Below are 12,939 nucleotides of genomic sequence, written 5' to 3' on the forward strand. Positions count from 1 at the left end.
CCTACAGCCTGCCCAATGTTTGTCTGGCTAAACTGTTGCCATCCGTTTGCCGGGGTGGTTAAGTTTACAAGGTTGCCTATAAACCTTGTATTTTTTGTAATGCTTAATAGTTTATTATTAACCGTAGTAAGGTTTAAACCTACGCCATACCTAAAGTCGTTTATAGCATGCTTGTAGTTTAATGATATCTCGATTCCCTGGTTTCTGATACTACCCGCGTTTTGAGCCGATTGTGTTACACCTGATTGAGATGCTGTTGGAATTTGTAACAAAAAGTCTTTAGAATCTTTTCTGTAATAATCAAGCGTTAAGGTAAGGTCGCCATTTAAAAATGCCGCGTCTAAACCAATATCTGTTTGCCTTGAAGTTTCCCAGGTTAGGCCTTGATTATCAAGATTGACATAAGCCAAACCATTTTGATAAGTATTACCAAACGGATAGCCTACGTTAGTACCAGCTGTAGCCGGCCCGCCCGAACTATACCTGGCCAGGTATTGGAATGGCCTAATACCAGCCTGGTTACCAACTTCACCATAACTGGCCCTGAATTTTAAATCGGAAAGAAAGTTAACGTCTTTTAAAAATGATTCTTCCTTTGCTCTCCAGGCAACTGAACCCGAAGGGAACACACCATATTGATTGCCTTTATAGAATTTAGAAGAACCATCGCGCCTTACCGTGGCGGTAAAAAGGTATTTATCTTTAAATTTATAATTTAACCTGCCAAATTGTGAGGCCAGTGTAAAGGTTTGCTGGTTGCCGAAAACAACCAGGTTTTGCACCTGCGAAAGATCCCTGATGGCATCGCTTATCAGGTTATTACCATTACCGCCCACCTGGCGAAAAGTGTTCTCTTGTTGTGAAACACCACCTACAAAATCTATAGCATGGTCACCAAAAGTTTTCGAGTAAGATATTGTGTTTTCCCAAAGCCACTCAAATGTATTATTCGCACTTTGCGAATAGGTATTCAGGATATTAGGACTTGCGACACCATACTGATCTAAAGAACGTGTATCAGATGGTGTAAAGAAATAACCAGAATAATCGGTGGTGTTGATACCAACGTTTGTTTTGATCTTCAAACCATCAAATAAGGTAGCTTCTAATGAAGTGGTACCTAAAAAGTAATTTGTCAGGTTTTTAGCATCTTGCGTCTCAATAGTATAAAGCGGGTTGTTCCAGCTTCTTGTATAAGTATTTACCGGATCATAAAATCCATAATTGCCATTTTCATCTTTGGCTTTGTTGGTAAGCTTATTACCACCAATAGTTGGTATTAATTCGCTAAGCGTGGCCAATGCACCGGTACCAAATGGGTTATTGCTATTTTGCCTTGAGTATTTGGCACTTGATGATGATCTAAGCCATTTTGTAGCGTTATAATCAATATTCATCCCCAGGTTTATCCTTTTGAAATAAGAACCCAACACTACACCTTTTTGATCAAAATACCCCGCCGAAAACGCCGACTGCACTTTTTCGCCGCCCCCACGGACAGCTATATTATAATTTTGTCTTAGTCCGGTGCGGTACACTTCGTCCTGCCAGTTTACATTTTGCAGGGCAGATGGATTGGCCCATTCAGGTAAACGATCAAACCCCGGAGTTTGATTTGCAAGTGTGGCCCACTGCCCGGCATTTAATACCTTATATTTTTTAGGCTCAGATTGTACAGACGCATAAGCATCTAACGATACCTCTACCCCATCTTTTCTTCCCTTTTTGGTGGTAATAATAACAACGCCGTTTGATGCACGCACACCATATATAGCAGTGGCCGATGCATCCTTCAATATATCCATCGAAGCAATATCATTGGGGTTAATATTATTAAGGCCGCCGGTTATTGGGTAACCATCAACTACATACAAGGGATCGTTACTGCCCAAACTACCAACGCCGCGTATTAATACCGTAACGCCGCTGCCCGGTGCTCCATCATTGTTTGTTACCTGCACGCCCGATGAGCGGCCCTGTAAGGCCTGATCTAATGCGGTAACGGGTACCTTTGCCACCTGGTCTGCGGTAACAGAGCTTACAGAACCTGTAAGATCTTTACGCCTCGAAGTACCATAACCCACCACAACAACCTCATTTAACGCGCTTACATTGGCTGCTAATTTTATATTATAAGAGTTGCCTGCCCCTATTGCTACTTCCTGTGGGGTATAACCAACAACACTGACAACCAGCGTTGCGTTTTCTGGAACTGATATCCTGAAAAAACCTTTAGCGTCGGTCATAACACCTATGGTGGTCCCTTTTACGGCAACTGTAGCTCCCGGAACAACTCCTTCGTCCGAAGTAACCGTTCCGGTGATCTGCCGGTTTTGGGCATAACCGGACATACTTATCAACAGCGATAAGCTTAATCCGATAAGTGCCACAAAATGTTTAATTTGTAGTTTTCTCATCATACTTTATATTAGTTTTAATTGGTTTGCTATTGATCAGGATTTATCCGTTTTGGATCTGCTGATTAATGCGAACTAAAAATATAAGAGTATGTTTAGAAGGGATGCCACAAATGTTAACGTTTATATAACAAATGTTAACCTATTATAATAAACTGATTTACAGCTAATTATAGTTAAAATTTAAAATACATTTAAAAACTATTTATTTTTTGTGGCGATAGGGTACAGCTTATTTGTAGTGATGAAGACACCCTGTAATGAAGTACAAATTGGATATACTGGCAATAGCTAAAGGGCGGTTTCTAACTGCTCCTTTTTATTTTTGCGGTATTGATTTACATATTCAGAAGGTAGTATGCCGTACTCTTCTTTGAAAACTTTTGAAAAATACGTAGGGTTATTAAAGCCAACCTCGTAAGCAACATTAGCAATACTTAACTGGCTCTTTTCTAACAACTGCACTGCTCTTTTTAATCTCACCGTTCGGATGCAATCTACCGGGGTTTTGCCTGTAAGCGTAAGTAGTTTTTTGTATAATGATACCCTGCTGAGGTTAAGTTGCTTACTTAGTTCTTCAACAGAGAAATTGATCTTGGTTATATTAAGTTCTATGTGTTCAAATGCATTCTTTAAAAACTTCTCATCTTCAGATACAACATGTATATCCTCCGCCTTTACTTCAATTTGTTTTTGATAAGTAGTTTTAAGGGTTTGATGCATTTGTAAGGAATTATGGATCTTAGAAAGCAGGATCTCGAAATTAAATGGCTTTAATATGTAATCGTTCGCGCCACTATCTAATCCGGCCAACTGATCTTCCTCTGTAGTAAGCGCGGTTAATAATATCACCGGGATCTGGGCCGTACGCGCATCCGATTTTATCTTTTTACACAGCTCAATCCCATTCATTTCGGGCATGCTAATGTCGCTAACTATAAGTTTTGGATGCATCGAGAGCGCCTTTTGCCATCCATCCTTACCATTAACCGCTTCTATGATGTGAAAACTATTTTTTAAATTATCCTTCAAATAAAAACGCAGGTCATCGTTATCTTCTATCAATAAAATAGTAGCCTTTTTACCTGCACCCGGCAGGCCCGGGTTCATTTTAGATGTAACAGCAACAAGTGCTTCAGCGCCTGTTTCTGCAATTACTTCAATTTCTTTTTTCTCGCACTGCTGCTCAACCGGTAATATTACCGTAAAACAGCTTCCGTAATTAAGTTCACTCTCCAGTTCAATTGAGCCACCCTGCATTTTAACAAACTCTTTGGTTATGGACAGGCCTATTCCGCTTCCCTGGTTCAAAAGGCTTTCGGGCATGTCATCCTGAAAAAACCGGTCAAATATTTTACCCTGATTTTCTGTAGCAATGCCAATACCAGTATCTATTACTTTTATCTCCAGATTATTTTTTTCCTCATTTATACCGCAACGATATAAATTCAACATCACACTTATTTGCCTGCCTGAGGGGGTAAATTTGAATGCATTAGAAAGCAGGTTAAATAATATCCGCTCTATTTTATCGTGATCGAAATTAGTAACATAAGAATACACCTCGCTTTCTATTAAAAATTCGATCTTTTTTTGGTGAGCAACATCCATAAACGATGCTGAAACCTCTTTTATAAACTTTATTATATCGCCTTGCTTTAAACTAAGCTTTAACTCGTTGTACTCCATCTTTCTAAAATCGAGTAGTTGGTTTACCAGGTTTAAAAGCCTTTTGCCATTTCTCTTAATAGTAGCGAGCTGGCTTTGCTGATCGGCCTTATCAACGGTTTTAATAAGACTATCGATAGGTGATAAAATAAGTGATAGCGGTGTACGAAACTCGTGGCTTACATTGGTGAAGAATTTTATCTTCATCAGGTCGAGCTGGTGCATTCTACGTGCTTCCTCCCGCTCCTGTGCTATTTTGCGCTCGGCTTCAATAGTAGCCTGCGTGCTTTCAAACCGGCGTTTTAGCTTACGGATACCGCGATGGCGTATATAAAATAACCCGCTAAGCAGCAATACAAAATAACTGATATACGCAAAAGTTGATTTGAAAAATGGAGGTAGCACTGTAATATTCAGCGAAATTTCACCTTTATTTATATTATTGGTTCCTTGGGTGCGTACCTTAAAAGTGTAATCGCCACCATCAAGGTTGGTGTAAGTAGCCTTACGATTATTGCCCGTTACCGTGATCCAGCCTTTATCAAAGCCCTCCAGTTTATACTCAAACTTTATTTTATTGGGGTTAAAATAGTCGAAAGCAGCAAACTCAATATCAAAAACATTCTGGTTGTGTTGTAAGGTAATTTCCTTAGTTTCTGAAAGGGCTTTAGTTAAAATCACCTTGCCATTTAGGGTATCGCCCACGGCAACGCTTTTGTTAAATAAGTTAAGATCGGTAAACACAAGACTGGGCTTAGGCTTAAATGTATTTAAGACCATCGGATCGAACAGATTAAAGCCATGTATGCCACCGAACACTAATTCGCCACTTTTTAGCCGCTTTGCCGCATATAAATTAAATGCCCTGCCTTGCAGCCCGTCCAGTTCATTATAGTTACTTATTTCTACTTTGTACTTTCCTTCGGCTTCGGTGAGTATGATACTTGCAAGTCCGTTAGTGGTACTTACCCACATCCGGCCGGCATTATCCTCAATAATGTTTGATACATTATTCGCTGGCAAATTCACCCCTTCTTCTATATTTAAGAAGCTATTTGTTTTGGTATTTAATATGCTTAATCCATCTTTTGTACCTATCCATATTAGCCCCTTTTTATCCTGGGTGATAGTATTTACATCGTTACCTACAAGGCTGTTAACGTTCTTCGGTTCTGATAAATAATGCCTCACCTTGTTCGATCCTTTTAAGATAACGTCTATTCCCCGGTCCCGGCCTACCCACTTATTCTGCTGCCTGTCCTCGTAAATAACAGAAGTATATTCAGAGTTACTGGAATATTTAGGGTGCCGGAAAGAATTTGTTTTTGGATCAAAAACGTTAAACCCACCCGCAAATGTGCCCACCCAAAGTTCGCCCGCGGCATCTTCCATGATGGTATATATTCGGTCATCTGTCAAACTGCCCGGATCCTTTTTGTTGTGGCGGTAATGTGTAAATGTTTTGCCATCGTAGCAATCTAACCCACCAAAATAGGTGCCTATCCAAAGTCGTTTTTTCTTGTCGATATATAATCTTACAATTATATCACTGGTGATGCTGTTGGGATTTGATGGATCATGTTTAAATTGCGTATAGGCATTTGTCGACCTGTTAAAATAAATAAGCCCGTTACCGTTCGTACCTATCCATAAGTTTTGCTTTTCATCCTCTTCAAAGCTGTTAATATCTTCACAAGGCAAACTTTTAGGATCGGTGGTAAGGTGCTTATAAAGCGGGAACTGCATTATACCCCGGTGATAATAATTTAGCCCTTGCTTAAATGTACCCGCCCAAATAATTCCGGTGTTATCTTTATAAAGGTAAACGCTGTTACCGCTTAACGATTTGGCATCATCAGCCCGGCTTAATATATAATACACCTTGTTAGTGATGGGGTCAATAACATTTATACCACCATGATCCGATCCAACCCAAATTTTATCATCATCAGTTTGGATAATACTGGTTATCACATTTGAATTGAGCCTGCCTTCGGGTGTATCCTTACTATAATGAACAAGCTTATTAGTTAAAGTTTTATAACAATAAACCCCTATTGTACCGGCATCAGAACATACCCACAGGTTTTGTTTATTATCCATTATCATGATAAAATTCCGGGGTTTAGTATCAAGGGCTTTAGCCAGCCCATCGTACCGTTTCAAAACTTTATTGACCTTTGAATCTAATTGTTCTATAATGCCATCATTGTAAATGAGCCACAAACAATTGGGCTGCGAAGCCACAATATCTATTACATGGTTTGAATGGAGCGCGGCGGGTGAGTTTCCCGAATTATTATAAAAAGCTGTTTGGCCAGTTTTTGGGCTATAACGGTAAAGCCCTTTTTTATCGGTTGCAAACCAAAATTCGCCCTGCTTATCCTTCTCTATCCGGGTAATGGGGTTGGCAGGTATTTTATAACGCGATAACTCCGCAGCGATGTTGTTTGAAAATCGTTCTACCGTTGGGTCATATATACTAATATCGCTGTGGGTAAAGATCCATAGCTTTTTGCCCGGCCCTTCGGCAATGCGCATAACGTGGTTTTCGGCAAGTGAATTTGGATCTTTAATATCACGCTTAAATACTTTAAACTTGCTACCATCGTACCGGTTTAAGCCCGATGTGGTACCAAACCACATAAAGCCTTTTTCATCTTTATAAATACAATTAACCTGATTATCAGAAAGGCCGTTGGTGATGTCTAAATGAGAAAATTGATAACTATTGTTTTGCGCATGCAAATATGCAGGCATGGCAAAAACCCATATACATAAAACATATATTTTTATACGCATAGTTACAATTGGTTAACAATCAATTATAGGGAGCTATCGACTGTTAACTAAAGGTAATAATAAATGTAATTACTACACTAAATAACTAAAAATAAAGATAGCGCCTCTTTGCAGAAGGCGCTATCTTTTTAAATTATCAATAATGGCTAAAAGCTGTATTAAAGCTATTTATACAGCACTAATATCAACATTAGGCACCTGTTTTCTTTTTTTTTTTTGACCGGATGTATATATTAAGCCCGGTAAAGGCTACAATTAAAACAATTGGTATAATTAAAGTTAGCCGCAGTACTTCCGGCCCGGCCAAACTTTTGGCACTGTTAAGCGCTTCATCTGATGCCTGGTTACCGGCAGGTAAATATTTTAACACCAATTCATCGTAATGTTTACCCATAAAAATACTGTAAACCGAAACGGCAAACATACCGGCACCACCTATAAGGTTTAAGCCAAGCGCGCCAGATTTGGGTATATATTCGGCAACAAAACCTATCATGGTAGGCCAAAAATAACATACCCCCACCCCAAAGACCAATGCTGCAAAAAATATGGAATTCCCGGTTAAAGTACTTAACAAGTATAAACCTATTGAGGCAACTACTGCCGACATCAGTAAAACTCCCTGTGGGGAAAACCTGTGAACTATAGGGCCCGCAAAACCCCGCCCAATTACCATAACGCCGGTTGTGAGTGTCAAAATTAATATGGGGTTGGTAGTTACATTCTTTAAAAGAACATCTATCCATTGCCCGGTGAACAGCTCGGTAACCGCTGTACCAAACATACATATGAACATAAAAATAAATAAAGGAGACAACGCTGCTTTATACATATCGGCAGTTGAATAACCTGATGCAACACGCTCGGTAACCGGGAAATCTAAAGTATAAAACAGGTAACCATATATAAGTGTCGGTATTATCATTACCGCAACCTGTACCTGCCACCCAATATTAATATAATTTAATGCCAGCACCAGCAAAGTTCCAATTACGATCCCACCAGGAAACCACAGGTGGAAATGATTTAATTTGGTGGTTTTATTATCAGTAAATAAAGATGCTACCAAGGGGTTACATGCTGCCTCAACAGTACCATTTGCGATGCCAATTAGCAAGGTAGAGATAAACAACGTCCAGTAACCTGTGGCAAAAACGGTTAAGCATATACCGGCCAGGTGAAATATAAATGCCATTACAAGCAGTTTTTTCATGCCGATAATATCCACTATAAAACCTCCAACAATAATAGCCAGCGGGAAGCCCCAAAACGCAGCCGCTGTAATAACGCCCAACTGTTCGGTTGTTAAATTAAAGTTTGTACCTAACTTATTCATTATGCCGGCCCTAATGCCAAATGATAGTGCGGTTACCATCAAAGCCAGGCAGCTTGCCCAAAAAAGTTTGTTACGCTCAATAGTGATCATGATTATTTAGGTTAAAGGGTTTATAATTAGCAAGGCAGCGGGCTACCTAAAATTGGTTCTCTAAAACTAACATTATTTGACAATATATTAATTATCAATAAGTTCATAAATAAACAACCATCCTACTTTTTGTCGCCAAGGTTGATGGTTTCGGGCCTGGCATATATTTCCTTCACCAAACTGCGCGGGTTATGCGTCCACAACCAATCGCCCCAAACCATAAACCAAACCCATTCTGGTTGATATTTTAGGATAACCGGTTTAGGTAACTCCCCAACTTCGGTCAATGCAATGGGTTTACCTTTGGCTAATGCCAATAACTCGTTATAATCTTTTTGTTCATAATCGGCATTATATATATCCGTGCCTAAAATATCAACGTAGTTAGCGCCCGGGTAAAAATATTTATAAGCAAAAGCTTCGTCCTCCGGCAAATCCCGCGGACCATTTGCACCCCAAACCCATATTAAATTATTAAGCTTGTGGTAATTGGTATAACGGTCATACATCATCCGCCATAATTTTGATAAGCCATTTTTGCCTCTTTTATTTCCCCACCAAAACCAAACGCCGTTCATTTCATGATACGGCCGCCATAATACAGGCACTTTTGCATCCTGCAATTGCTTTAACCACACAGCTACCTGGTCAATCTGCTTAAGCCAACGCTTATTTAACTCGGTGTTTGGCGTTACCAGTTCGTTCCATTGTTCATCGGTTAATTTTGCTTGTACGCTTTCCTTCCAACCATAGGGCGGATTATCAATGGGCCTCCCCTGATGCCACATCAGGCATATAATGCTGCCTTCTTTATACTTTTTTATCGCTTCGTTCACAATGTCCTGGCCTTTATCCTCGGTGCCGCTCCAAATGAAATCATTCCCCCAGAGCGCCGGCTCTTTACCAGTGATGGCCTTCACGCTATCTACATGTTTGTTAGGCTGATAAGGATAACTATGCTGACCCGAAATGATTTGCTTGCCTTTGATACTGTAAATGTAGGACAGCAGTTGCCTTGCTTCTGCCGATGTGTTTGGATTTACTGGAGCAAATTGTTGCTGTGAATAGCCGCATAGGCTAAACAGCATAAAAACCAATAGGATATAAAGTCTCATAATTTTATGGTTATACGGTTAGTTCTTTTTATTCAGCACGTGGTCTGCAGCCATTACCAGGAAAAGGTAATCTGATGTACCACCGCCCAGTACATATTCGCCTTGTTGCCATAAGTATGGCCAGTTTAAAAGCTCCGGAAAATCCGGCCGGATCAAAGCTGTACCGGATGTGATACCACCGGGGATGTATGACAGATCGGCCCGGTTAAACCCATACGCAGTGGTCATTGATTTTGCCCCAACACCCGATGCAAAGGATGATGTATTAGACCCGGGGTGACAGCCCAACACAAAATTGATAGCATGGAGCATATAATCATCGGTAAAGATACTTGGGAAGTTGGCATACAAAAAGTACTGCTTGTACCCAAAATTTTGTATACCCCAACCCGCGCCCCATATGCTTGGCTCGTAAGGTACACTATAAGGTGTTTTACTGCCCTGCTGTTGTATTTTCACGTAAAGCCTTTTAACAGCATCGGTAATTTTATCCTTGTACTCTTTATCATTTATTAAACCCATTGTGCGGCTAACCAGCCATCCATTGTTTTCAATACCTGCTGCAATTCCCGCTGTGTTCGCAACTAAAAAATCTGAATATTCTTTATCTTTTGTGGTAATGAATAACTCGGTAGCTAAGGCTATCTTCTGCATCGGCTTAAAGTCCTTATTATTCTGCCATACCTGTTTTGCAATTTGCAGGCACTGTACAGAAAGTGTATCATTATAACCTTTCATTACACGACTGGCTGCGGCTAATGCAGCTGCAGTTTGTAAACTGCGCGACGGATTATCCTCCGTAAATACCCAACGGTCGTCTGCCGGGGCGGGCTGATTTAATATCGGGTCGATATTAGTCGCATTGGTAACAAAGGGTTTGTTATCGGTAATGTTTGCAGCATCGCCTAATAGCACGTACTGCCTTATAGTGGGCTCAATAACGCCGCGGTAAAACCTACCCATGGCCTGGAAGCCTCCGGTTATCGACAACAAGCCATGTTCTATCTGTTGTAACAGATCGGGCTTACCATCCGGTTGTTGGATCTCTACCAGATGACTTTTTTGATCGATAGTGGTGTTATCGTACTTTGAGCCAAATTGTTCGTAAGCCAATGTAAGGCCATGTACAGTTTCGGCCTGCGATTCTACCCTCAGATCAAAATCACCTGCGTCATGCCAGGCGCCACGATTTAGGAAAGGAACATTATCGCCGGGCTTGAATTTAGTAAACGTACTATGGCCAGATATGTAACCATCAAAGTGATTGGAATCAATGGGCGCCATGCGGGCATCATCCATATGGCATAGGCCATGCCACACCCGGTATTTATCATTAATACGCATATGGCACATCTGGGCAGGCATAAAATATTCTAAGGTTGGCTGCCAAACATCGTTCTTAAAAACGTCCTTGCTTATCTGAAATGGCTCGGTTTGATAGGCACCATATTTTACTACATACATACCCGGCTTGGTGATCTTTGTAAAATCGAGCTGCAGATAATGATATCTTAAGAAGTCCCCCCATTCGGTTGGCGTTGCTTTTAAGGCCATCTCTAACCCGCCGTTTTCAGCCACACGCATTAATGAAACGGGCAGCCGCCTTTTATCATTTCGATCAAGCTCGATAACAGCAATTTTTTGTTGGGCAGGATGATAACCCACCTGCGATACCTGTACTACAGGGGCCGATTGCCAACCTTCTATAGCATGAGGCGTAACCAGCCATTCTATCGCGTTTTTTGTAGCACCCTTTGCAATTAAAGAGCGCACCACAAACCAACCGTTGTTATGCTTAGCCCGGCCATCCAGCAGTTGCAGGTTGCTGTCTTTTAAATTTTCAATGATCATCCGTTGGCCATCGTTTTCGGGGGCTACGGTCAATTTTTTACCGGTAGCTAAAGGCATTACTTCATTTTCGCCATAAGGACTTTTATACATTTGCCCATTAGCCTGTGGCGTAAATATGCCGAACTGCTTATCCATGTAATAGGATTTGCCATATAGGATGCCCGGGAAAAGCTCAATATTAAACCCTACCCTTCCTATCCACTCGTCTGGTAAGGGCCTATCAAGGTCAATAATTATTTTAAAGGATTTGCCTATCGGCAGCACGCGGATGTTATAAGCGAATTTAAGATCGGGATAAATTATTGGATTGAACCCTTTGCGATCCATCTCGGGGTTAGGGTATTCCATGCGGACACTTACCTCGCTTTTAATTTTGTCTATAACCCGTTTGCCCACCTTAGGGATAGGCGACCATTGCCCCGGGGTTGGCTCCAGTCGTAGATCACCATTGGTAGCCACACGCTGACCGTTTTGGATAATCCCCACGCCACCCTGGTGACCTTCGGGATAAAAATCGTGCGCGAGCATTACGTTTACGCCCTGGTATTCCAAATATTCAAGCTTATTCAGAATCATTTGCCCGGCAGCTTTCTTCGATTGGGCTTTAACTACCGTAACATTAGCAGCCATTGCCATCATTAAAAAATACGCAACTGCTAATAACTTCCTATTGTACATGTTTATCATGGTTATCTATTAAAAACGTGTGGCCTATTTAAACCGAACCCTTGCGGATCTGTTACCCTGCAGATCTACAGCATCCAGGTATAAATTGGAAATTGATCTCAGGTCTGATACTTTGATCTCTATTTGGGATAGCGGCGTAAAGGCTACCCGTTTAGTGCCATTGTAAATATTATATCCCAGCATTCTATTATTGTCGGTTGCTTTGTTCCAACTCAGCACAACCATCCCGTGTTCAGTTTTCCTTTTAAGATTTGTTGGAACAGTTGGTGGCGTTTTATCGGGATTTAACTGCGCTATGCAATTTATAAATGCACGTAATGTATGATAGGTGCCTTTCCAGATCTGTCCTTTTAACGCCATTTTATACTGTGGCTGCTTGTCGATGCCTCCCTGGTACCAGTCGCCATGTTCCTGATCTATCAGGTAAGTTTGTACATATGCCCACAACTGCTTAAACTTGTCATAATAGTTTTGCTTATCATTTGGGAAATAATCGCTCATTAACAATAATGTATTCAATCCCTCGGCCTGCGCCCACCAGTTTTTGGTATCGGCTAAAATGGTGATGCCTGGCTTGTTTTTAAAGTAGTATCCTTCATCATAAAAGCCACCAATTTTGCTATCCCAGCCGTTATCAAGTGCATGGTCCAGCATTTTTTTACCAAGGTTTAAAATAACATCATCATTTTTTATCGCCAATACGTGTGCTGCTTCCAGCATTAGGTAAGCGGTTTCTACATCATGGCCAAAAGACACGTGATCAATGCTTTTATACTTAGCAATAGTCGTTTCGGACGAGTCTTTAAGTGATACCGGCGCCCAATCGGGCTGGAAAAAAAGCTGCAGATATCCTTTAGAATTAATGATCTTATAAGTAAGCAGGTTCAACATTTCCTGTAAGCGAACTCTTAACAACTCATCGGGCCAAACCTGGTATAATTCTGTAAAGGCTTCTAACAAGTGGATAGAAGTG

The 12,939-nt window shown here is 40.8% G+C and carries 6 protein-coding genes; all 6 read right to left on the reverse strand.

Translation table 11 applies throughout. The features are described 5' to 3' along the window. On the reverse strand, positions 1-2,420 hold a 2,420-nt coding region (locus tag JWQ85_RS17575), incomplete at its 3' end, for a SusC/RagA family TonB-linked outer membrane protein (RefSeq protein WP_299470310.1). Positions 2,421-2,708: 288 nt separating this feature from the next. Further along, entirely contained in the window at positions 2,709-6,887 is a 4,179-nt protein-coding gene (locus JWQ85_RS17580; RefSeq protein WP_299470311.1) for a hybrid sensor histidine kinase/response regulator transcription factor, read from the reverse strand. 190 nt (positions 6,888-7,077) lie between these two features. Next, positions 7,078-8,313, reverse strand: coding sequence for a sugar MFS transporter (locus JWQ85_RS17585; RefSeq protein WP_299470312.1), 1,236 nt, complete (start codon positions 8,311-8,313; stop codon positions 7,078-7,080). 122 nt (positions 8,314-8,435) lie between these two features. Continuing rightward, complete coding sequence (locus tag JWQ85_RS17590; RefSeq protein WP_299470313.1) at positions 8,436-9,428, reverse strand: glycosyl hydrolase; 993 nt, start codon at positions 9,426-9,428, stop codon at positions 8,436-8,438. 18 nt (positions 9,429-9,446) lie between these two features. Further along, positions 9,447-11,957 carry a glycoside hydrolase family 9 protein gene (locus JWQ85_RS17595; RefSeq protein ID WP_299470314.1) on the reverse strand — a complete coding sequence of 837 codons (2,511 nt, stop codon included), beginning with the start codon at positions 11,955-11,957 and terminating at the stop codon, positions 9,447-9,449. A 33-nt stretch (positions 11,958-11,990) separates the two neighbouring features. Then, a partial coding sequence (locus JWQ85_RS17600) for an AGE family epimerase/isomerase (RefSeq protein ID WP_299470315.1) occupies positions 11,991-12,939 on the reverse strand: 949 nt, incomplete at its 5' end.

It is taken from the genome of Mucilaginibacter sp. (assembly GCF_028288105.1).
Lineage (GTDB): Bacteria > Bacteroidota > Bacteroidia > Sphingobacteriales > Sphingobacteriaceae > Mucilaginibacter.

Bases quoted from the DNA above. Each gene is read 5' to 3' on its own strand.
- JWQ85_RS17580 (WP_299470311.1), bottom strand. From the start codon at position 6,887: ATGCGTATAAAAATATATGTTTTATGTATATGGGTTTTTGCCATGCCT.
- JWQ85_RS17585 (WP_299470312.1), bottom strand. From the start codon at position 8,313: ATGATCACTATTGAGCGTAACAAACTTTTTTGGGCAAGCTGCCTGGCT.
- JWQ85_RS17590 (WP_299470313.1), bottom strand. From the start codon at position 9,428: ATGAGACTTTATATCCTATTGGTTTTTATGCTGTTTAGCCTATGCGGC.
- JWQ85_RS17595 (WP_299470314.1), bottom strand. From the start codon at position 11,957: ATGTACAATAGGAAGTTATTAGCAGTTGCGTATTTTTTAATGATGGCA.